The 22907-nt window shown below is 72.2% G+C and carries 10 protein-coding genes and 1 pseudogene; 6 read left to right on the forward strand and 5 right to left on the reverse strand.

From position 1 onward, the window contains the following. Positions 1-262 precede the first annotated feature (262 nt). Positions 263-1342 (forward strand): Rv2578c family radical SAM protein, encoded by a 1080-nt coding sequence (locus ABZ249_RS19725; RefSeq protein WP_355264804.1) that lies wholly within the window; start codon positions 263-265, stop codon positions 1340-1342. Between the two features lie 26 nt (positions 1343-1368). Here the strand turns inward: ABZ249_RS19725 and ABZ249_RS19730 are convergent, their stop codons facing one another. Beyond that, positions 1369-1974, reverse strand: coding sequence for a histidine phosphatase family protein (locus ABZ249_RS19730; RefSeq protein ID WP_355264807.1), 606 nt, complete (start codon positions 1972-1974; stop codon positions 1369-1371). Positions 1975-2442: 468 nt separating this feature from the next. Here ABZ249_RS19730 and ABZ249_RS19735 point away from each other — a divergent pair, with 468 nt between their 5' ends. From ABZ249_RS19735 to ABZ249_RS19755, 5 genes are all read left to right on the forward strand, one after another. Next, positions 2443-4098 carry an AMP-binding protein gene (locus tag ABZ249_RS19735; protein WP_355264810.1) on the forward strand — a complete coding sequence of 552 codons (1656 nt, stop codon included), beginning with the start codon at positions 2443-2445 and terminating at the stop codon, positions 4096-4098. 150 nt (positions 4099-4248) lie between these two features. Further along, positions 4249-11658, forward strand: coding sequence for an SDR family NAD(P)-dependent oxidoreductase (locus tag ABZ249_RS19740; protein WP_355264813.1), 7410 nt, complete (start codon positions 4249-4251; stop codon positions 11656-11658). Further along, positions 11655-12524: an alpha/beta hydrolase gene (locus ABZ249_RS19745; protein ID WP_355264816.1), complete on the forward strand. Its 870-nt coding sequence runs from the start codon at positions 11655-11657 to the stop codon at positions 12522-12524. Before ABZ249_RS19740 ends, ABZ249_RS19745 begins: the two co-directional genes overlap by 4 nt. Beyond that, positions 12521-12829 carry an acyl carrier protein gene (locus ABZ249_RS19750; protein WP_355264819.1) on the forward strand — a complete coding sequence of 103 codons (309 nt, stop codon included), beginning with the start codon at positions 12521-12523 and terminating at the stop codon, positions 12827-12829. Before ABZ249_RS19745 ends, ABZ249_RS19750 begins: the two co-directional genes overlap by 4 nt. A 116-nt stretch (positions 12830-12945) precedes the next feature. Then, positions 12946-13434, forward strand: coding sequence for a hypothetical protein (locus tag ABZ249_RS19755; protein ID WP_355264822.1), 489 nt, complete (start codon positions 12946-12948; stop codon positions 13432-13434). A gap of 12 nt (positions 13435-13446) precedes the next feature. On the opposite strand, the gene ABZ249_RS19760 is transcribed toward ABZ249_RS19755, so the two are convergent. From ABZ249_RS19760 to ABZ249_RS19775, 4 genes and pseudogenes are all read right to left on the reverse strand, one after another. Next, complete coding sequence (locus ABZ249_RS19760) at positions 13447-13974, reverse strand: EF-hand domain-containing protein (protein WP_355264825.1); 528 nt, start codon at positions 13972-13974, stop codon at positions 13447-13449. A 341-nt stretch (positions 13975-14315) separates the two neighbouring features. Continuing rightward, positions 14316-14606: pseudogene (locus ABZ249_RS19765) on the reverse strand (LamG-like jellyroll fold domain-containing protein); the annotation flags it as partial. Positions 14607-15326: 720 nt separating this feature from the next. Beyond that, on the reverse strand, positions 15327-15740 hold the full coding sequence (locus ABZ249_RS19770) for a hypothetical protein (protein ID WP_355264828.1): 414 nt from the start codon (positions 15738-15740) through the stop codon (positions 15327-15329). Then, positions 15730-22860 (reverse strand): RHS repeat-associated core domain-containing protein, encoded by a 7131-nt coding sequence (locus ABZ249_RS19775; RefSeq protein ID WP_355264831.1) that lies wholly within the window; start codon positions 22858-22860, stop codon positions 15730-15732. The genes ABZ249_RS19770 and ABZ249_RS19775 overlap by 11 nt, the downstream gene beginning before the upstream one ends. Positions 22861-22907 lie beyond the last annotated feature (47 nt).

Raw genomic sequence — 22907 nt, forward strand, 5'->3', positions numbered from 1 at the left:
CCGGGGCGGGCCAGGCCCCGCCGAACACGCGGAGCGCACGGAGCCGGGGCCGACGGGAACGGGGTCCCCCGGCGGCCCCCGCCCCTCCCCCGGCCCACCGGCACGATTTTTCTCCCTCCCGGAGCATCGGCCCGCCCCCCTCGGAAACCCCTGCCGCTTCTGGGAAACCGGTCCGGGCCGCGCCGGCGCCGGGCCGTCCGAACGCCCCGTCCGGCGTTCGAACCACTCGACAGCTGTTCGAAAACATGTTCGAATCACAGGCATGCACTGGGAGAACCTGAGAGAGGGAACCACGACCGTCGAACAGACCGGGCTGTTCGACCACACGCCGCCCCCGGTCCGGGGCACCGGGCGGGCGGGGCTGCACACGGCCGGGCCCGGGCCGGTACGGGCGGGACAGGACGGTGGCCCCGTCGCGATCGAGGTCCGGGCCCGGTCCATCATCAACCGGGTCCCCGGCGACTCCCCCCTGTTCCGCTGGAGCGTGAACCCCTACCGCGGCTGTTCGCACGCCTGCGTGTACTGCTTCGCCCGGCGCACCCACGAATACCTGGACCTGGACAGCGGCCACGACTTCGATACCCGCATCGTCGTCAAGGTCAACGCCGGCGAACGGCTGCGCGCCGAGCTCGCCCGCCCCTCCTGGCGCGGGGAGCACATCGCGATGGGCACCAACACCGACCCCTACCAGCGCGCCGAGGGCCGCTACCGGCTCATGCCGCAGATCATCGCCGCCCTGCGCGACGCCGCCAACCCCTTCTCGATCCTCACCAAGGGCACGCTGGTCCTGCGCGACCTGGACCTGCTCGAACAGGCGGCCCGTGTCACCGAGGTCGGAATGGCGGTCTCGGTGGGCTCCGTGGACGAGGCCGTGTGGCGCACGGTGGAGCCGGGGACCCCGAGCCCGCGGGCCCGCCTGGACGTGGTGCGCCGCCTGGCCGAACGCGGCCTGGAGTGCTCGGTGCTGATGGCGCCGATCCTGCCCGGCCTGACCGACTCGGCCGAACAGATCGAGGAGACCGTCGCCGCCATCGCCGAGGCGGGGGCCGCCCGCGTCACCCCGATCGTGCTGCACCTGCGGCCCGGCGCCCGCGAGTGGTACCGAGCCTGGCTCTCCCGCGAGCACCCGCGGCTGCTTCCGCTGTACCGCAAGCTCTACGCCCGGGGCTCCTACACGCCCGACTCCTACCAGCGGATCGTCACCACGGCCGTGCGCGAGATCGCCGACCGCCACGGCCTGAACCGCCCGGACCCCGCCCACCGCGCCCGCGCCCCGGAGCGGCCCGCCGCGGCCCCGGCCGACCGGCGCCCCGAACAGCTCGCCCTGGGCTTCCCCGGCTGAGGCCCGCCCCCTCGCCGCCCCGGCGCTCAGGGCCGGCCGCCGCCCGCGAACCCCGTCCACCGCAGCCCGGCGGGCAGGTGGGACATGTCGTTGAACATCACGACGGCCGGGGGTCCGTCGTCGCTGAATTCGACCACCGTGAGGGAGGCGTTCGCGACGCCCGCCAGGGACATCCATTGCGCGGGCGGCGCGTTCAATACCTCGCGGACGATCCAGGCGATCGGGTACGCGTGCGTCACCACCACTTCGTGCGTCGCGCGCCGCCCTCGGCCGTTGGGCCCGCAGAACCGTGCCGTCGAAGCGTCCGCGGTCCTTCGCCCGGCATCGGCTTCGCCGCGGTCGTAACCGTCGAAGAACCCCTTCCACGAGGGCGGCACGTCCTCGGGTCCGGGGACGAACGGAACGTTGTCCACGAGTTCGGCCGCCTCGTCGACCAGCACGCGCGGCATCTCGGCCGCGATGATGCGGGCGCTGTCCACCGCGCGCGGCAGCGGGGAGTGCCAGACGGCGTCGACGGGCGCCCCGGCGAGCCGCCGCCCGAGCAGCCGGGCCTGCTCCCGGCCGTCGGCGGTCACCTGTCCCAGGGCGTCGGCCGCTCCGTGGCGTACGAGGTAGAGGGTGCGCTGGGCCACGGTTCGGGCCCCTTTCTCCCAGGGGGTCGGAGGAATTCTCGCGACGGGCCGGGCGGTGGGCCCGCCTGCCGCGCGGCGGCCATCCTATCCGCCGCAGGACCGCCCTCTCCGGGCCCGGTCCGGCACCGGCTGCGGCACGGCCGCTCGCCCCGACCCCGCGTGCACGCCACCCCCTTTCCGAATCCGAATACGCCCGTTTCGTTGGCTCTGGCAGCGTCTCCTCCCCGGTTCCGAAACCCGCCACGACCGGGTCGGAGGCCGTGAACCCTTCGCGAAAGGACAGAAGAACCGGAAATCACAGAGCAAAGGAAAACCCTTCCAAAACACACTCCCGCGCAGCTCACAAAAAACGAACAACGGAATACACGGCCAAAAAGGAATCCCTCTGCATTCGCTTCGCCACTTGTAGTAGTGTCCATTCGCGTGCGGCCTTCGGCCCGTGTTCAAAAAAAGGAATTCCAGGGGGCGATGGAGATGCGGGCGGCGAGCGGACCGGAACTCTACCGGGCCCGGGGCTGGTGGCGGGCCGAACTCCTGGACGACCTGGTACTGCGGCACGCCGCGGCCGGTCCGGCGGCCGCGGACCGGCCCGCGGTCGCCGGACCGCGGCCGCTGACCCACCGGGAGCTCGCCGGGGCCGTCGACGCCGCGTCCCGCCGCCTGGCCGGACTGGGCGTGCGGGCCCCCGGCCCCGTCCTCGTGCAGCTGTCCAACAGCGTCGAGCTCCTCGTCCTCACGCTCGCGCTGATCCGGGTCGGCTGCCCGCCGATCCTGGCCCACCCCGCCCTGCGCGAGCACGAACTGGAGCCGGTCGTGGCCGACCTCGCCCCCGTGGCGGCCGCGGTGCCGGCCGCCACCGGGCGCACCGACCACCCGGCGATGCTGCGCGGGCTCCTCCGGCAGGCTCCCGGTCCGCGCACCGTCCTGGTGCTCGGCCCCGGCGCCCCGGGCCCGGACGGGGCGGACCTCGCCGCGCTGTGCGCGCCCGGCACGGCCCCCGGGCCCCGCCCGCACACCGCCGGCCCCGGCGACACCGCCCTGTACTTCCTGTCCAGCGGGACCACCGGCCCGCCCAAGCCCATCCCCCGCACCCACGAGGCGCTCGGCTCGGTGGTCCGCGCCTCCGCCGCGGCGGCGGGCCTGGTCCCGGACTCGGTCTACCTGGCGGCGCTCCCCGCCACGCACAGCTTCACCTGCGCCCACCCCGGGATGTTCGGCGCGCTCGCGCGAGGCGGCTCCGTCGCCTTCGCCGGCACCGCCGACGCCGACGCCCTGCTGGAGCTGGCCGACCTGCACCGTGTCACGCACACCGCGCTGGTCCCCGGCCTCGCCGGGCAGCTGGCCTCCCGGGCCGCCGACTCCGGCGTCGCGCCGCGGTCCCTGCGGGTGGTGCAGGTGGGCGGGGCGCGGCTGGCGCCGGACACCGCCCGCCGGATCAGGGCGGAGCTGGGATGCCGCGTCCAGCAGGTGTACGGGATGAGCGAGGGGCTGCTGACCTTCACCCGCCTGGACGACCCCGAGGCCGTCACCGACCTGACCCAGGGCCGCCCGGTGGCCCCCGGCGACGAACTGCTCGTGGTCGGGGCGGACGGCCGCCCGGTCGCCCCCGGGGAGCAGGGGGAGCTGTGGACCCGCGGGCCGAGCACCATCACCGCCTACGCGGGCCGCGCCGCGGGCGAACCGGGCCGGTTCGGCCCCGAGGGGCACTACCGCACCGGCGACCTGGTGCGCGTCGACCCGGCGGGGAACGTGGCGGTGACCGGCCGGGTCAAGGACGTCATCAACCGGGGCGGCGAGAAGATCGCCGCCGACGACCTCGAAGCCGTGCTCACCCGCCACCCGGGGGTGCGCGCGGCAGCGGCGGTCGGCTTCCCCCACCCCCTGTACGGGGAGGGGGTGTGCGCCGTCGTCGTCCCCGGCGGCGGCTCGGCGGAGGCCGCCGAGCGGCTCACCCTGCGCGGCCTGCGCGCGTTCCTGCGCGGGGAGGGCGTGGCCGCGTTCAAGCTCCCCGACCGGGTGGTGGTCCTCGACGCCCTGCCCACGGTCGGGATCGGCAAGGTCGACAAGGAGGCGCTGCGGCGCCTGGCCGCCGACCGCGCGGCCGGCCCCGTCCCGTCGGTGTGACGGCCGCCCCCGCCCCCGATCCGGCCACGGTGCCCCATGCGTCCCCCCGCCCCTCGCCCCGCCCGCCCCCACCGGCACCAGAGACCTACCACGACCGGCCTGCCGCGGGCCCGCCCCGAGCGCCCCGCCGAACCCGACCGAAAGGGCAGCATGAAACGAACTCCGACCCCCGGGAAGGACGCCGTCGCCGTGATCGGCGCCGCCTGCCGCCTCCCCGGCGGCATCACCGGCCTGGACGGCCTGTGGGAAGCGCTCCGGGACGGCCGCGACCTGGTGACCGAGGTCCCCGCCGACCGCTTCGACAAGGCCTGGTTCCACTCCGCCGACCAGGACCGCCCCGGCAAGAGCTACACCTTCGCGGGCGGGATCGTCGACGGCGTCGAGGAGTGGGACCCCGGCTTCTTCGGGATCTCCCCCCGCGAGGCCGCGCGGATCGACCCCCGCCAGCGGATGGCGCTGGAGCTGGCCGTGGAGGCGTTCGACGACGCCGGGGTCGACCCGCGCGGGCTGCACGGCTCCGACACCGCGGTCCACCTCGGCGTCTACTCGCTCCCCTTCGGCTCCCTGCAGTGCCGGGACACGGCGTCGATCGACGCGCCCACCGCCCTGGGCAGCAGCGCGACGGCGGTGCCCAACCGGGTCTCCTACCACTTCGACCTGCGCGGCCCCAGCACGGTGACCGACACCGCCTGCTCCTCCTCCCTCGTGGCGCTCCACCACGCCTGCGGGGAGCTGCTGTCCGGGCGGACCGGGCTGGCGCTGGCCGGCGGGGTCAACCTCCTGCTCGACCCCTACGAGTACATCGTCGCCGCCAAGGCCCGGATGCTCTCGCCCACCGGCCGCTGCCGGACCTTCTCCGCCGACGCCGACGGGTTCGTCCGCGCCGAGGGCGGCGGGATGCTCCTGCTCAAGCGGCTGTCCGACGCGGTCGCCGACGGCGACCGGGTGCACGCGGTCGTCCTGGGCACCGGGATCAACTGCGACGGCCGCACCCCCGGCCTGGCCCACCCCGGCGAGGAGGCCCAGGAGGAGCTGCTGCGCGGGGTCTACGCGGGCGCGGGGGTCTCGCCGCGGGACCTCGCCTACCTGGAGGCGCACGGCACCGGGACGCGGGTCGGCGACGTGGTCGAGTGCACGGCGCTCGGGCGCGCCCTGGGCGTGCGCCGCGGCCCGGCCGGGCCGCTCCCGGTGGGGTCGGTCAAGACCAACCTCGGGCACCTGGAGGCCGCCGCCGGGGTGGCCGGCCTGCTGAAGGCGATCGTGGTCCTGCGCCACCGGGAGATCCCGCCGTCGCTGCACTCGCGGACCCTCAACCCCGGGATCGACTTCGACGGGCTGGGGCTGCTGCCGGTGCGGGAGAGGCTCCCCCTGGGCGGCGGGGAGCGCCCCCTGGTGGGGGTGAGCTCCTTCGGCGCGGGCGGCGCCAACGCCCACGTGGTCCTGGGCGCCCACACGGCGCCGGACCGGTCGGTGCGCTCCGCCCGGTCCGCGGCGCCGAGGCTGCCGGTCGTGGTGTCCGGCCACACCGGGGAGGCGCTGCGGCAGGCGGCCCGGGCGCACGCCGACCGGCTGCGCTCGGCCGCCCCGGAGGAGTTCTACGACCTGGCCCGCACCGCCTCCGTCCGGCGGGGGCGGCTTCGGCACCGCGCCGCCGTCCTGGCACGGGACACGGCCGAGGCCGCCGACCTGCTGGAGGCGGTCGCGGACGGGGCCCCGGGCGCCGACGGCGCCGAGGGGGCGAACACCACGGACGCCGACGGCGCACGGGCGGCCTTCGTCTTCTCCGGGAACGGGTCGCAGTGGGCCGGCATGGGAGCCGGCCTGCTCGGCTCCGAGCCCGTGTTCCGGGAGGAGGTGGAGCGCGTCGACGCCGCCCTCCGCCCCCACCTGGGGTGGTCGGTCGTCGACGAGCTGCGCGTCCCGCGGGAGCGGTCCGCCCTGGCGCGCACCGAGGTCGCCCAGCCCGCCCTGTTCGCGGTCCAGGCCGGCCTGGTCGCGGCGCTGGCCGAGCGGGGCGTCCGCCCCGCGGCCGTGGTCGGGCACAGTGCGGGCGAGGTCGCCGCCGCCTACGCCTGCGGGGCGCTGGACCTGGACTCCGCCGCCCGGGTGATCGCGGAGCGGAGCCGGGCGCAGGGGACGACGGCCGGAACGGGCAGGATGGCCGCGGTGGGCCTGTCCCCGGCGGAGGCGGAGAAGGAGCTCGCCCCGTTCCGGGGCCGGCTGGAGATCGCCGGCGTCAACGGCGACACCGACGTCAACGTCGCCGGGGAGACCGGGGCCCTGCGCGAACTGGGCGGGCTGCTCGCGCTGCGCGGAGTCTTCCACCGCGAACTGGACCTCGACTACGCCTTCCACAGCCGCATGATGGACCCGGTCCGGGCCGACCTGCTGCGGGCGCTGGAGGGGCTGGCGCCCCGGACCCCGCACACCCCGATGGTCTCCTCCGTCACCGCGTGCCGCCTGCTCGACGGCGAGCCCGACGCCGCCTACTGGTGGCGCAACGTCCGCGAGCCGGTCCTGTTCGCCCAGGCCGTCCGGGCGCTGGCGGAGGAGGGCTGCGACGTGTTCGTGGAGGTCGCGCCGCACCCGGTGCTGGGCGGCTACCTGCGGCGGGCGGCCGGCACCGGCCGCGGCCGGACCGCGGTGCTGCCGACACTGCGCAGGCCCGCCGAGGACGGGACAACGGACGAACGGGCCGCCCTCGACTCCGCCGCCTGCCGGGTCATCGCCGCGGGGGCGGCCGACCCGGCCGGGTTCTTCCCCGAACCGGGGCGCGTGGCCGACCTGCCCGGCGTCCCCTGGCAGCGCGAACGGCACTGGAACGGGTCCGCGGACTGGTGGGCGCCGCTCACCGGCGCCGGCCGCGGCCCCTACGAGCACCCGCTGCTCGGCCAGCGCGTCCCCGGCCCCGACCCGGCCTGGTCCGGCGAGGTCGAGCCCGCGCGCCTGCCGTGGCTGGCCGACCACCGGGTGGGCGGCGCGGTGGTGATGCCCGCGGCCGCCTTCGCCGAGATGGCGCTGGCCGCGGGGCGCCGGGCGCTCTCGGGCCCCGTCGAGGTCGTCTCCCTGGACATCCTCCGGGTCCTCCCCCTGCCCTGGGAGGACCCGGAGATGGATGTGCGCACCCAGGTCTCGGTCCCGGACGGCGCCGGAACGGTGCGCATCGCCGCCCGGACCGGCGGCGACTGGCGGACGCACGCCCGGGCGCGGGTCCGGCCGCTGTCCGGTGAGGCACCGCCCCCGCTGGACGCCGGGCGGGTGCGCTCCCGGTGCGGCCCGGACCTGGGCGTCAACGGCCACTACGCCCGGATGGCGGAGGCGGGGATCGGGTACGGGCCCGTCTTCCGCCCGCTGCGCCGCCTGCACGCGGCCGGGGGCGAGGTGCTGGCCGACTACGGGACCGCCGACGCGGAGGACTTCGAGGTCTCCCCGGTCCTGATGGACGCCGCCCTCCAGACCACGGCGGCCCTGTGCGGCACGGACCCCGGCGGGGACGCGTTCCTGCCCGCCGCCATCGGGGCGGTACGCCGCTGGCGCCGTCCCGCGGCCTCCGGCCTCGTCCACGCCCGGCTGCGCGAGGCGACCGACGACGAGATCGTCTGCGACCTGGTCATCACCGACGGGGACGGGACGGTCGCCGTCGAGATCGAGGGGTACCGCGGCCGGCGGTTCCGCGCCGGGTCCTCCCGCCCGGTCCTCTACGGCACCCGGATGCGCGCGGCCCCCAAGGGGTCCCCACCGCCCGCCGCCCTGCCCGGTCCCCGGGAGCTGGCGGAGGCGGCCGCCGACGGGATCGGGGAGGCCGAGCGGGAGTGGGCCGGCTCCCGCGGCCTCGCCTCCGACGCCGCCGCCCTGACCCTGACCGCGCACCACGCCGCCCGGGCCCTGGCCGAGCTGGCGGCGGGCGCCGAGACCTTCGGCACCGCCGACCTGGTCGCCGCGGGCGTGCGCCCGCACTACGACCGGCTCCTGGGGATCCTCGCCTCGGTCGCCCGAGCGGAAGGGCTGCTGGAGGACGTCTCCACGGACGGCGGCGCACCCCGCTGGCGGGTGTGCGGGCCCGCCGACCCCGGGCGCGCCATGGAGGAGGCCGCCTGGGCCCTGCCCGAGGCCGCCCCGGCCCTGGTGCTCTACGAGCGCTGCGGGTGGCGCCTGGCCGAGGTGCTGCGCGGGGAGCTCGACCCGGTGGAGCTCGTCTTCTCCGACTCCGGCGCGCGCCTGGCCCGGTACATCTACGAGTCGCTGCCCTTCTCGCGCGCGGCCAACCGGTACGCCGCCGCAGCGGTCGCGGCGCTGGTCGAGCGCTGGCCCGCCGACCGGCCGCTGCGCGTCCTGGAGGTCGGCGGCGGCACCGGGGCCACCGCCGCCGCGCTGCTGCCGCTCCTGCCCGCCGAACGCACCCGGTACGTCTTCACCGACCTGTCCCCCTCCCTGGTGTCCGGGGCCGTGCGGAGGTTCGCCGACCACGGCTTCGTCGAGTGCCGCACCCTCGACCTGGAGGTCCCGGCCACGGAGCAGGGGCTCGACGAGGGCGGGTTCGACCTGGTGGTGGCCGCCAACGTGCTGCACGCCACCTCCGACCTGCGGGCGGTGCTGGGGCGGCTGTCGGAGGTGCTCGCCGACGGCGGCCGGCTCCTGGCCGTGGAGCACCACGACGCCGGGCAGCTGGCGCTGGCGTTCGGGCTGCTGGACGGTTTCTGGGCCTACACCGACACCGACCTGCGCACCGACTCCCCGCTGCTGACCGCGCGGCAGTGGACGGACCTGCTGGAGTCGTCCGGGTTCGAGGAGACCACCCGGCTCAGCGACGCCGACGAGCGGTCGTCGGTGCTCCTGACCCGGCGCTCCGACCGCTCTCCCGCGCCGCGGGACCCCGTGCCCGGCTTCAGCGGCGCCCGGGTGCTCATCGCCGCCGAGGACGGAGCCGGGGAGCACGCCCGGGCGCTGCGGGAGCGGATCGTCGAGGGCGGGGGCGACGCCGCGCGGACCGGCCTGCCCCGGTGCGCCGCGGAATGGGCCCGGGCCCTGGACCGGGACGCCCCCTCCGAGGTCGTGCTGTTCCTGGGCGACCGGCCGCAGGACCCGGACGGCGGTGTGGGCGCCGCGGTGGAGCGCGTCGCCGCGCTCCGCGCCCTGGTCGACGCCCTCGAGGAACGCGACACCCCGCCCCGGGTGTGGGCGGTGACCCGCCCCTGCGGGGTGCTCCCCGCCCCGGAGCCCTGCGGGGCACCGGAGGACGCGGCCACCTGGGGCGTGGCCCGCGTCCTGGACGGGGAGCGGCCGTGGCTGGACCTGCGGCACGTCTCCCTGCTCCGGACCGGCGACCCCGGCGCCGACACCGCGGCGCTGGCCGCCGAGCTGGCCGACCCCGACGACGAGGACGAGGTGGTGCTGAACGGGCAGGGCCGGTTCGTGCCCCGCCTCGCACCGCTCGGCCCCGCCGCGGACGTGCCCGGGCCGGACGGGGCGTGCGCCCTGCGGCTCACCGACCCCGGTCCCTCCCACCGGCTGGAGTGGGTGCGCACCGCCGTCCCGGAGCCGCCCGGGGACGAGGTCCTCATCGACGTGCGGGCGGTGGCGGTGACCGGGCGGGATGCCGCGGAGGCGCTGGGCGAGGCGCCCGCGCGCGCCGCGGCCGGCGGAGGCCACTCCGCGGGGTACGCCTGCGCCGGGGTGGTGCGGGCGGTCGGCGGCCGCGTCGACGGCCTCGCGCCGGGCGACCGGGTCTACGCCTTCACCCCGGGGGCCGGCGCGACCCGGGTGTGCGCCCGCGCCGCCATGGTCGGGCGGATCCCCGACGGGACGCGGTTCGCCGAGGCCGCCACCCTGCCCGCCTACCTGGCCGTGCAGCACGGCCTGGAGCACCTGGCGGGCCTGGAGGCGGGCGAGACGCTGCTCGTGCACGGCCTGGGCGGGGGGACCGCGGCCGCCGCGGTCGCCCACGCCCGCGAGGTGGGGGCCCGGGTCATCGCCACCGCCGAGCACCCCAACGGCCGCGACCTGCTCAGCATGCTGGGGGTGGCGGACGTGCTCGACACCGGCGACCCCGCCCTGGCCCGCAGGGTGTCGGAGCTGACCGGCGGGCGCGGCCCCGACGTGGTCTTCAACAGCGCCGCCGGCCCCGCCGCGGCCCTCGCGCTGGAACTGCTGCCGCCGGGCGGCCGGTTCGTCCAGGCGGCCGACGGCCCCGCCCTGCCGTCCCCGCTGCCGCCGCTCCACGGCGACCTGCTGCTCGCCTCGGTCGACGCCGCGCGCATGGCGGCCGAGCGCCCCGCCGCCGCGGCCGCGTGCTTCGCCCGCGTCGCCGAACGCGTCGGGGCGGGCGCCTACCGCCCGCTCCCGCTGGAGCTGCACGAGCCGGAGGGCGCCGGGGAGGCCTTCCGCGCGCCGCGCGCCCCGGCCACCGCCGGATGCGCGGTGGTGTCCCTGGAGCGGACCCCCGCCGCGGTGGTCCCGCCCCGCCCGGCCGCCTTCGACCCCGCGGGCACCTACCTGATCACCGGTGGGACGAGCGGGTTCGGCGCGGCCACCGCCCGGTGGCTGGCCCGGCGCGGCGCCCGGCACCTGGCGCTGGCGAGCCGGCGCGGCGGTGCCGCCCCGGAGGTCCCCGCGCTCCTGCGGGACCTGGAGGAGCTCGGCGCGCGGGCCTCCGTGCACGCGCTGGACGCGACCGACGAGGCGGGCGTCCGGTCGCTGATCGCCGGGTTCGCCGAGGAGGGCCGTCCGCTGCGCGGTGTGGTGCACGCCGCGATGGTGCTCCACGACGAGCCGTTCGAGGACTCCGACGACGGGCGGATCCGGGCCGTACTGGCGCCCAAGCTGGGCGGCGCGCACGTCCTGGACCGGGCGACCCGCGGCATGGACCTCGACCTGTTCGCGGTCTACTCGTCGGTGACCTCGGCCATCGGCAACCTGCACCAGGCGGGCTACGCGGCGGCCAACGCCGCCGCGGAGGCGGTCGTCCGATCCAGGCGGCGGGCCGGACTCCCCGGCATCGCCGTGCAGTGGGGCAGCATCCGCGACGTGGGCACCCTGGCCGAGGAGGGCGTCGCCCGCACCGTGGTCCGGCTCGGCATGGGCCTGATCTCCGCCGACCGGGCGTTCGCCGCCCTGGAGGAGCTCCTGGGCCGCGACGCCGAGGTGGCCGCGGTGCTGAACATCGACTGGGCCCGGCTCGCCGAGATCCGGCCCTACGTCGTGCAGAGGCCGCGGCTGCGGGGCCTGGTCCCGGAGTCCTCCGGGTGCGACGCCACCACCCTGGAGAAGGCCCGGCGCCGGCTGGCGGAGGCGCCGCCGGAGGAGGCCGAGGCGGTGGCCGCGGAGATGCTCGCCGGAGTGGTGGCCCGCGTGGTGGGCGCGCCCCCGGAACGGGTCGACCGCGACCGCACCTTGGACCACCTGGGGTTCGACTCGATCATGGCGACCGAGCTCCTGGGGGCGATCCGCAAGGAGTTCGGCTGCGACCTGGCCCTCGTGGAGATCGTGTCCGGGCCGTCCGTCACCGAACTGGCCGGGCGCGTGGTGGCCCGGCTGCGGAACACGAAGGAGGAGGCGAAGTGAGGCTCGAAACCCGCACGTGGGGCGAGGGCGAACGGACCGCGCTGCTGGTGCACGGGTTCGCGTGCGACTCCGGTACCTGGGAGCGCACGGCCGGCGTGCTCGCCGGACTGGGCTACCGGGTCGTCGCCCCCGACCTGCGCGGGCACGGCGCGAGCCCGCGCGGCTACTACAGTCCGCGGGCGCTCGCCGACGACCTGGTGGAGACACTGCCCGCGGGGGCCGACCTGGCGCTGGGGCACTCGCTGGGCGCGGCCCTCCTCGGGCTCGCGGCCGACGGCCTGCGCCCGGCGCGGCTGGTCTACGCCGAACCGTACTGGGGCATCCGGGCGGTCACCGACCTCCCCGACCCCCGGTCGGCGGTCCGGCTGGTGGGCCTGACCCCGGAGGAGATCGCCGAGCGCAACCCGGGCTGGTCCCGCGCCGAGGTCGAGGCGGAGGCGCGCGCCCGCGCCCTCTGGGACCCGCGGACCATGGTGGACCTGCACGCCTTCGACATGCCGGCGCTCCCGGAGTCGACCTCGGTGCCGTCGCTCATCCTGCTGGCCGAGCGGCGCGGGCTCGTCCCGGAGATCGACGGGGACGACGGCCGGGCGCGCGGCTTCGACGTCCGCACCGTCGCGGGGACGGGCCACATGCTCCACCTCGACGCGCCGGAGGGGTTCGCCGCGGCGCTGCTGTCCTGGCTGGAGGAGACCGGCGGGCCGCGGGCGGAACGCCCGGGAGGGGGCGAGGGCGAGGTCGGTACAGGGGTCGGGGCTGGGACCCGGGCCGGGGCCGAGGCCGGAGCCGGTGCAGGGGCCGGTGCAGGGGCCGGGGCCGGGGCGTCCGCGGGCGCCGGGGCCCGGGAAGCGGGGGGCGCCGGATGACCGCCGACACACGGCCGTTGAAGGCGCGGCTGGCCGCGATGCCCGCCGCCGAGCGGGAGCGGCTGCTGCTGGACGTCGTCATGGAGTGCACGGCCGCCGTGCTCGGCCACGACGACCTCCGGGACCTGGAGCCCGACATGGAGTTCGCGGAGGCCGGGGTGGACTCCATCACCGCGGTGGAGATCCGCTCCCGCCTCTCGGCCCGGCTGGGCGCACCGGTCCCCCGGGACCGGCTGAACGCCGCCCCGACCTTCGCCGAGGCGGCCCGCGTCCTCCAGGACCTGTTCCCCGGCCACCGGGGCTGACGGGAGAGCGCCCCGGGGCCGCGCGGCCCCGGGGCGCGCCGGATCGAGGCCCCCTTCCCCCGCCACTTCGGCGGGGGAAGGGGGCCGCCCGACGAACGAGGAACACGAGGAGGATCATGTCCGTTTCCGACCAGGCCGCACCGGTGTGGGCGAGGGTGCCGGTATCACTGACGGCGGCCGTCCCCGCGGGCACCCGGCCCGAGACCCTCGCCGGGCTCCTGGCGGAGGCAGCGACCGCCCTGGAACGGGCCGCGGCCGGTGAGGTCTACCAGGGCCGGGCCGAGGTCCTCCTGCCGCCGCCGCACGCCCGGTCCGACCTGACCGGACCGGCCAGGCGGCGGGGCGTGGGCCGGTGGACCGCCGCCACGGTGCTGCTGTGGTGCTGGGCGGAGCGGCGGTGGGACGCGCGGGAGGAGGCGTCCGCCGTCCTGGACGACTTCCACCGCGTCACCGCCGCCGCCCTGGCCCGGACCTGGCCGGACGCCCCGGCCTGGTCCCCGATGACCCTCCCGGCCGACCCGGTGCTCCTGGAGGCGGCGGCCCGGACCGGCGTCCTGGTACGCACCCCGAGGCCGGCCGGGGCGGCCGGCGACCCGCCCTGGTGATGGCGCCGCCGGTCAGCGGGCGCCGAACAGCGGGGCGTCGTGCCTGCCGAACAGGTAGTCCCGGACCGCGACGGTGAACTCCTCGCGGGAGAGGGTCCCGTCGCCGTCCCCGTCCAGGTGCTCGAACGCCCTGGCGGAGTCGGGGCCGCGCACCCCCATGACACCGGCCCACCTCAGGAACTCCCGTTCGCCGATCCGCCCGTCGCCGTCGGTGTCCAGCAGGTCCGCGAGCGCCTCCACCACCGGGCGCAGCACCCGGTCGAACCCGCCGTCGCCCTGACCGATGACCGCCGTCTCCGAGAGCCGGAGGAAGACGTCCTTCCCGACCCGGTCCGTGCCCGCGGCCCGGGACAGGGAGTCCCACATGCCCATGTAGGCGTCGATGAGCGCTTGCTCCTTCGCCGAGCCCTGCTCACCGAACTCCTGCGCGAAGCGCACGGCCCCGGCCTCGACGTCGGAACGCTCGACGTACCCCTTCCCCTCCCGGTCCCAGAGCTCGAAGCGCTTCTCTAGACGGCCCTTCTCCTCGACCCCGGCCATGATCTCCCCTTTTCCACGAAAAGCACTCTTCGCGCATTTGAAACCGTTCCGAGACAGCACTCCGGAAACGGATCCACCTCGGCCAGACTACCCCCTGACCAGCAGAGATCCCTTCCCGACAGCCATGCAATGAACACTCGAAACCGCACCAAAGCAAAGTTTCGGCTTCAAGGAGAACAACCCTTTCTCCTCTCACCCTTGAGAACAAAAGGGACCCATTTGAAGAAAAGGATCTTTCTCCAAACCGCTGGGATCCGGCGACGCCCCCTGTGACCGTCCCCACGCCTTCACGGCACGGCGACGGTCACAGGGGGCCGGGAGATGTGCAACCTGCGGAGGGGTCAGATCTGGATGTTGGGGAACTCCCCCATGTACACGCGGTCCCTGTCCCGCTCGCTCAGAACACCCTGGTAGACGTGGACGTCGTCGATATCGCCGGTCCAGTGGCGGCCGTCCGCACCCTGGTACCGGGCTCCGCCGATGCGCAGTCCGCCTTCGGCGTGCCACGCGTGGTGCACACTCGCCCGGGCCTCCTCGAGGCCGTTGACGTACAGGATCATCTCCCTGCGGGTGTGGTCGTAGACCCCCACGAGGTGGGTCCACATCTCCACTTCGACGGCTTCAAACGAAAAGGCCGACGCCCATGAGCGCGCTCCGTCTCAGTACTCGTTCTCCGGGGACCTCCCGAACACCTACCGGCCCCTGTCGTCGTCATAGCCGAGGGACAAGGCACTCTGCCGGGCACCCTTCTGGGCAGCCCACAATGTGATCCGCGCCAACGCGGTCCAGCTTGCCCCATACCAACCAGGAGAAGGTGACGGAGATGTCCACCATCAGGAGATCGGTATCGAACTCGTCGAACGGGCCCACCGACAACCCCCTACTGTCCTTCGTTGAAATCACTGCCGATTAGGTCTATGGCGACAATCTCCTGCGACCTCGTCCCCTCGGCCGCGGAAACGTCCTCTCACCCACACCAGGAGTACGGCACCCACACCGCTTGAACACCGAACCGGCCCCAGACATGACCACCACCCTCACACCCAGTCTCATCCCCGGCAACAAGGTCCGGAGAGACGATCCCGACACGCCACGTGTCGTTAAGCGTGGATGCCTGCAAGGTCCGCTGCGGCCATGACCTCGACAATCTGGCTGTGTTGCATGCTCTCGCCTTAGTGTTCTTGGGCTGGTTAGGCAGGACACGATGCCCGACCTAATCCGGTGAGTGTCGTATGAGACGTTCACTCGCCCGCTGAACGTAATCGGTCTTCGCCGACCAGCGCCAACAACTCCACGCACCGAGAATGAAACAATCACAAATTCAGACCGATACCAAAAATACAATTGCGACGCTAACTTGGCAAGCCAAAGAATTTATAGACAGCCAACCTCTGCTCCTCAACAGAAACAACTTCTCGAGCCTCGGCTTCAGCAAATATATCAACCACACCCCTCCCCCTCTCTTTGCCCACAGAAAGAATATATGCAAATCTGCCAAGATCCATTTGCTGCTGCATACCAGAGGGAAAAACATCTGGCCTGGCCCCTTGGCAGCACAGCAGAAAACCGCCCTCCTCCAAGACCATCCGCACATCCACCAAACACTTAAAGAGGTTCCCCCCAGGAAAAAGTCTCCAATCTTGCCCTTCGAGCTTCATGCGAAGCCCAATTTTTTCACCTTCAAGGATTTCCAAAAAAACCCGAACAAAGTCGCGATTGGAACCAATGGCAACCAGACAAAAAGACTCCACGGGATCACTTGCCATAATTTGGATTGGGAATCCAGTTGCCAGTTGTTTCCTGCCAGCACCCACGAATATGGCAGGATTCAACGACTCTTGGAATCGCCACTTCAAACTCATTCGCGTATCTATTGCCCGGCAAGGCTTGATTTACATCCACCCCACCACTGGCACCCCTGGAATCAATTACATATGTGTGACCCCTGCGACTCAAGGCATGAGACTTAATTGTAGTGGTAGCAACGTAACCAGACTCAGCCGTATAGACCCCTGAAATGCCAGCAACATGCTCCTCAAGGTTCATGTTGTCACCTTTAGGCTTGAATCCCTCGTCAAAAATCTCACTAGGTTCACGCGTGTCACTCCGGTAGACATCACCACAGTTGTGGTTGAGGACGTCGAGCGCCCCCGTGGCCACATGGTAGGTGTGAACACCCTGGACCGTCAGGTTATGGACCGTGGCAGGTTGGGACCAGGTCTGGACTGCGTTGATCTGGACCCAGGTGCCGGCGGAAGTCTGCAACCACATGCCTGGGGCAAGGTCGATGGCGTCGACCCATGTCTTCAGTTCCGGGACCCAGAAGGGGTGTTCGTCAGTCGCGACGATAACGTCACCGGCTGCTACCGGACCCGGGATGCCCGCCCCCTCAGTGTCGACCTCAACCACCCTTTCGGAGACGGTCTCACGTTCGGGGGCGTCGCGCTCGGTGGTGGGGTCGATGGTGATCTCCACCAAGACCTTGGAACCCGAACCGATGATCGTGGCCAACACCGTGCGAGCGGTCTGTTCTCCGGTCTCCGGATCGGTGGCCAAGACCCTGTCACCGAGCTCTACCTCTTCGATCGGTTTGGTCGACCCGTTAGCCATCACCACGTGAGTACCGGGAACAAAGCTATTATCAGAACAAATTCTTTCGATTTTCTTCTTGGCACCCGCCCATTCTTGGATTCCGTCGATGAGATCGCCGCCAAGTTTGGCGATCTTGCGGCCGAGCTCAGCCGCTTTGCCCCATCTCAGGCCGTACTTGATCGCGATCTTGCCGGCCAGGCCGCCCACGAACATCGTCGCGATATTGAGTGCCGTCTCACCACACGCACCCAGGTCACCCGTGGTAAAACACTCCAGGCCCGCGGTGATCCCCAGCTCGTCGGCGACCAGTTCCGCCAACGCCGTCGCGGCCTTGATCAGCTTCTTCTCGGCCTCGATCTTCTCCTGCATCGCGTGGTACTCGGCCCGGTACGCCTCATGGCGCGGGTTGGGCCGGCGGACCGTGGGCGTGTACCACTGCTGCTTGACCACCGTCCCGCCCGTGTACCGGTAGGCGGTACCAGTGGTCTGGTTGAGCCAGTACCTCTTGCCGTTGCGCTTGGCACCGGTGTAGACGTGCGTCGTGCCAGGCCCGATCTCAACGTGCAGCTCCCACTTCAGGCCGCTGGAGTCGTTGTAGGTGGCCGGATTGTTGTTGGCATAGATGTAGCCGTGCATCTGCTGGTGGTCGGTGACGTCCATGATCGGATCCACCGAGATGAACCGTCCCAGCGACGCGTCATAGGCTCGGGCGCCCACCTGGGTCAGCCCGGTGGACTCGTCGATGGTGCCGCCGACAAAGCCCTTCTCCGAGGGCCAGTCCCCCTGCGCCATCCGGTCCTGGCCGAACACCGTCATGTACCGGTGCGTCTCCTCGCCCGTGCGGGCGTTGATCGCGATCTGGCCGGTGCCATGGGTATCGGAGCTGATCCAGGACAAGGTGGCGTCGTTGTTGCGGACCGCCACGCCTTCACCGGCGAAGCTGTAGAAGCGGGTGGCCTCCTTGATCAGCGAGGTCCTGTCCAGTCGCAGCTCCATGCCCGGCAGGTACAGGGTCGAGGCGTCCGGTGCGTGCCGGATCAGACGACCGCCGTCGGCGTCGTAGACGTAGGAGGTGACCGACCCGTCCTCCTCGGTCACCGAGGACAGTTTGCCCTCGGCGTCCCATTGCAGTTCCTGGTCCCGAGAGGGTGTGGTCCGCTGGGTCATGTTGCCGGAGGCGTCGTAGCCGTAGGTCTCCAGTGCGGTCCCGGCCGGCCCGGACTCCTCCACCTGGGTCAGCGCCTGCGGCCGCAGTCCCGCAGTGTCACCATGGGTGTAGGTGCGCACCGTGTCGCCGACCGCGTCGTGGCGGGTCTCGGTGGTGCGGTTGCCCAGGGTGTCGTAGGTGTAGGAGTGCCAGTACGGGGACGCCCCGCCCAGGTCGTCCTCCGACGGTGCGGTCTGGCAGGCGCTCTCACCCGTGGCGTCGGGTGTCCACACGTCGGTCATGCGCCGCATGTGGTCGTATTCGAAGCACTGCACGTCCGACTGGAGGTGGGCGGCAGTGGGCTCGTTGCGCAGGTTGAGAACGTTGCCCGCGTCGTCGTAGGCGTAGTGCCGGTCGGCGAGCGACCCGCTCACCCCGAGCTCGGGCACCAGGGTGCTGCGCTGCAGGCGGCCGGTGGCCTGATCGAAGTAGCGCGTCATCCACGTGGCGTGTGTGCTGGTCTGATCTGTGTCCAGTTCGATCTGGCGCAACTCGCCGAGCTGGTTGTAGACGGCGTCGGTGACGACTTCGTCGTAGCCGCCTGCGGTGAGCGGCAGGCCCAGGTCGTTGTAGGTGTAGGTGAAGGTCTCCTGGCCCAGGCCGCCCGCGGCCGGATAGGTCTGGGACTTGACGGTACCGTCGAGGTTGTAGCGGGTGACGAACCGGTAACGCCCGGCCAGCCCGATCTCACTGGAGGGGATGAGGACCTCGGTCGTGGCGGGCCGGTAGAACGTGTCGTAGGAGACGACACGTGAGGTGTAAGCGTTGCCATCGACGTACCGGGTGGACGAGGTCAGGTGACCCTTGACCAGCGTGTCGTACACCCATGAGGCCCGCAGCGCCCCCTCGGGGGTGTCGTCGCGCAGCTCGGTCTGGCGGCCCACCGAGTCGTAGACGTAGGCCAGTGTCTCACCGCGTGCGTCGGTCTTGGTGACCATCTGGTCGAGCTCGTCGTAGGTCATCGTGGTGACCCCGGCGACCGGGTCGTCGGTCTCGATCAGGCGGCCACGCAGATCGTAGGTGTTGGTCCAGGTGTTGCCCTTGGGGTCGGTGACCGTCTCCAACCGGTCGGCCCGGTCATACGTGTAGGTGATGGCGTCGTAAGCACCGGTCGGAGTGGCCCCATGGTGGGTGCGGGCCTCGACCAGGCGGCCGTGTGCGTCGTGAAGTGAGGTCGTGGGAACGCCGCCTTCGGGCGGGGTTACGCGGATGAGGTCGGCGTGTTCTTCGGTGGTGGTGCGCCAGCGCTCCTCGCCGAAGGCGACGAAGAGGACATCGGTGGTACGTCCGGCTCCGTCATAGACCGTTTCGCTCTGCCGGGGAATGTGCGCGTCGTTGGCGACGACGAACAAGGTGTCGGAGGGATCGGCCTCGTTGAAGTAACTGGACCGGCTTTTGACGACTTGACCGAGGCTGTCGTGGAAGGTGTCCGTGATCAACCGCCCGCCGTCGACGGCCGGGGCCTGTGTCTGCCGGGGCCGCAAGAACGCGTCGAAGATCTCGTAGCTCGTCGTGTAACCGCCCTGGGCGTTGAGGGCATGGGTGACGATCGAGGTGGGCGCGTCCTGGCGGATGTGGTACTCGAACTTGGTGGTGGGGGCGTCGACGTCCCGGACCCGGTCGGGCAGCCACACGGAGGTGAGACGGCCCAACGGGTCGTAGGCCATGTTCATGGTGCGGCCGTTGGCGTCGGTCTCCGACAGAGGAACACCGCGCGCGGGATCGACCAGGGTGGTCGTGGTGTGCCCCAGGGAGTTGGTCTCGGTGGAGCCGCTGGGCAGCCCCTCAGGGGTGAAGGTGTAGTCGGTGGTGGTCACCCCGCCGTTGGCGTCGGTCTGGGAGACGGTGTTGCCGCGTTCGTCGAAGGCGGCCTGGGAGACGGTCTGGTAGACCGGTGCTCCGTCTGCGTAGGAGTCGAGCTTCTCGGTGCGGGTCGGAAGACCGTGGGTCGGGGCCGCTCCGTGGGCTCCACCGTCGTAGGAGACGCGTTCGTCGGTGATGACATCCCGCGGCCGCTGCGGGGTGGCGCTGCAGTCGGCTCCCAGGGTCTCGGTGCGCGAGACCAGGTTGAGGATCCACTTGTCGGTATTGCTGACGTAGGTGGTGTTGACGCACTTCTCGTCGCCGGCGACGTCGACGTCGCCATGGTTCCTGACCTGGGTGATCAACCCCTGGTCGTTGATGGTGTTGTCGACGCGGGTCTGGAACCAGGTGCCGTCGGACTTACGGCTGAACGTGATCGCCTGCTCGGTCCGGATCATGTGCGCGGACTGCGATCCCCAGGAGTGGGTGACCTCCGCGGTCTTCTTCAGCCACGGGGTGGTGATCTCCCGGGAGACCTCCTCGCCGCCCGGGCCGTTGCGGACGATGATCTCCCGCAGGGTGCCGTTGAGCTCCTTGTGGTCGGTGTGCTCGACGCCCCGGGAGTCGGTGACCGAGACCTCGCGTTCGCCGCCGTCGGGCAGCCTGTCGCCGTCCATGCCCTGGAAGTACAGGTACTCGGCCTCGGTGATGGGGTCCTCACCGCGTCCGGTGCGGATGATGACCCGGTCGTAGCCGCGCCAGTCCGCCCAGGTGCGGTACTTGTCCTTGACCATCCCGTCGGCCTCGGTGTACCGCCAGGCCGGTGTTCCCACATAGTCGTACGTGGTGGTCATCGCGGGCTGGTCGCTGACCAGGTCGAGTTCGTTGATCTGGGTGACGACGTACTTGTGGAACCAGTCGGTCAGCTCCACCCCGCCCTCGGGGGTCCACTTGACCGGATAGCACCGTTTGTTGTTCTCGTGCGGCTTCGGCGTCTGGCCCGGTCGGCACTCCGGTTCGGAGTAGGTGATGTCGAGGTGGCCGCCGGTCTCGCTGTAGATCGAGGTGATGCGCCAGCGCAGCATCGGGGCGATGTCGTCGTCGGTGGCGTCGACGCGGTTGGGCAGCTGGGTGCCCGCGAAGGTCACCTTGGGCAGGGTGGCGGTGCCGCCCACATGGCCGGTGTGCTCGATGGAGTCCAGCCACAGGGTGGGGCCGGTGCCGTCCCCGGCTTCGGGGAAGGAGTGATCGAACGCCCAGGTGTCGACCTTGGTGTACTCGCCGTTCTGGCGGATCTGGGTGGTGATCGCGTCCAGCTTCTTGGTGGACCAGAAGGTGGGAGTGTGGCGGCCGGTGCAGGAGGTCCCAGACTTGCAGTCCAGGTCCAAGGGGACGTCGGGCCAGTGCTCGGCATCGCCAGAGGTGCGCTTGTCGGCGGCGCAGTCGAAGGAGTCGGTGGGCAGGCAGCGCTCGGAGGTCGAGAACACCACCCGGGCCGGGGCGGTGGCGTACACATCGTCGCTGCGCAGCCCGTACTCGATGCGGGCGATGTTGGCCGCCCGCACGTACGGGGTGGCGGTACCGGTGAGGTTGCGTCCGTAGTTGTTGGTCTCGGCCGTGTAGTAGAACGTCATGACGTTGCCGTGCACGTCGACGACGTAGTCGAGGTTCCACTTGTAGGCCTGCTGGCACCAGGAGTCGGCGAAGGTCGAGTCGTAGCACGGCTGACCGGATTCGGCGGCGTAGACCGGCATGGTCTGCGCCGACTTCGTCTCGGGGTCGCCGCTGGACCAGCCGGGCAGCCGGTTGCGACCGAAGAAGTACTGGGTGCCGTCGGGGGTGGTGACCTTCCAGTACTCACCCTCATGGGCACCGTTGGTGGCACCGGTGAGGCGTTCGACCTTGGTTCCGTCGTCGTTGGAGAGCCGGTAGCTGCCATCCTCGTGTTTGACGAGGGCACCGGAGTGACCGCTCATGGACAGGGTGACGTTGTCGGTGTTCCAGCACAGGTCGCCGGTGTCGTGGCCGGAGTCCGAACAGGCGGCGTAGCGGCGCTCGATCGATCCGGGGGCGTAGGCGAAGCCGTCGCCGATCCAGGAGGTCTGGTTGTTGGAGGTGGCGATCCGCCCGTCGACACCGCCGGAGGAGTAGCTCAGGCCCAGTGAGGGGGCGAGCCGGCTGGGGGCCGGGGGCACATTCAGACCGTAGGACCAGGAGAAGTCGCCGGCCTGGGCGTTGACGTTCCAGGTCGACGACGCCGACAGCTGGGTGGCGCCGTAGTCGCCGTTGCCACCGGCCGGGGCCGCGGCCAGAGCGAACAGGGCTCCCTGGGCCGGAGCTGCGGTGACCACCGCGGACAGGTTCTGCTCGCCGACGTTGTTGTCGAGCAGTTCGGGGGAATCGAAGGCGACGGTGTCGTCGGCGGCGCAGGAGTCGTCGAGCACGCAGGGGTCGAGTTCGACGACGCGCAGGCGGGAGGCGTAGTCACCACCGAATGCGGCGGCGAACTCGGAGTAGTCGACGTCCATCCGCACCGGGGCCAGGGAGGCGGAGTCATCGGTGCGGGTGACGTGCACCAGCAGGCCGTTGACGCCGACTTCTTCTGTCGTCTCGCGGTCCAGGACCTCGACCTGGACCGCCTCGACCGGTTCGGGCTCCAGGGTGGGGTCCAGGGCGGGCTCGGATTCCTCCGGCCCGGTTGGCTCGCGGCGGTTGTCCTCACGTGTGGGCGAGGGTTCCGCGCTCGGGGACGGCTCCGTGTCACCGTCGCCGTTGCCATCCCGGACCGGTGAGTCGGCATCGGACTCGGTGCTGTCTCCCTCCTCTTCACCGGTGTCCGGTGTGGTGGGCTCGGGCTCTGCCTCCTCTTCGGGTGCCGATCCCTCTTCGGGTGCGAACTCCTCCCAGTGCTCGGGCACCTCCCAGTCGGAGAGCTCCTCCCCCGGTAGTGCGGTGACCGTGATAGGCGAGTCCTCCTGGACGGCGAACGTGCGCGCACGGTCCCCCGTCAGATCGACCTCAACGGAGGCTCCCTCGGGCCAGTCGACCTCCTCCGGCTTCGTGACCGCGGCCTCGGCCACCGCGTTGTCCTGCGCGATGGCGGCGGAGACCAGGTCCGAACCCTCCACCGAGGGAACGTCCTCGACTTCGGGGCGGGGGTTGTACGCCACGGCGGAGGCCGGGAGGGCGTTGAGCAACCCGGCCACCACGACGAGGGCGGTGATGTAGGTCAGGCCCTTGCGGATCCGACCGGGGCGGGCGGGGGATTCACCGTGCGGGGTCACAGCGTTGTCCGTTTCCTTCTGCTCCCCGCGCGATGAAGGCGCGGGGA

The organism is Nocardiopsis sp. NPDC006139 (assembly GCF_040614155.1).
In the GTDB taxonomy this organism is placed as follows: Bacteria; Actinomycetota; Actinomycetes; order Streptosporangiales; family Streptosporangiaceae; genus Nocardiopsis; species Nocardiopsis changdeensis.

Bases quoted from the DNA above. Each gene is read 5' to 3' on its own strand.
- ABZ249_RS19725 (WP_355264804.1), top strand. From the start codon at position 263: ATGCACTGGGAGAACCTGAGAGAGGGAACCACGACCGTCGAACAGACC.
- ABZ249_RS19735 (WP_355264810.1), top strand. From the start codon at position 2,443: ATGGAGATGCGGGCGGCGAGCGGACCGGAACTCTACCGGGCCCGGGGC.
- ABZ249_RS19740 (WP_355264813.1), top strand. From the start codon at position 4,249: ATGAAACGAACTCCGACCCCCGGGAAGGACGCCGTCGCCGTGATCGGC.
- ABZ249_RS19750 (WP_355264819.1), top strand. From the start codon at position 12,521: ATGACCGCCGACACACGGCCGTTGAAGGCGCGGCTGGCCGCGATGCCC.
- ABZ249_RS19755 (WP_355264822.1), top strand. From the start codon at position 12,946: ATGTCCGTTTCCGACCAGGCCGCACCGGTGTGGGCGAGGGTGCCGGTA.
- ABZ249_RS19760 (WP_355264825.1), bottom strand. From the start codon at position 13,974: ATGGCCGGGGTCGAGGAGAAGGGCCGTCTAGAGAAGCGCTTCGAGCTC.
- ABZ249_RS19770 (WP_355264828.1), bottom strand. From the start codon at position 15,740: ATGGCAAGTGATCCCGTGGAGTCTTTTTGTCTGGTTGCCATTGGTTCC.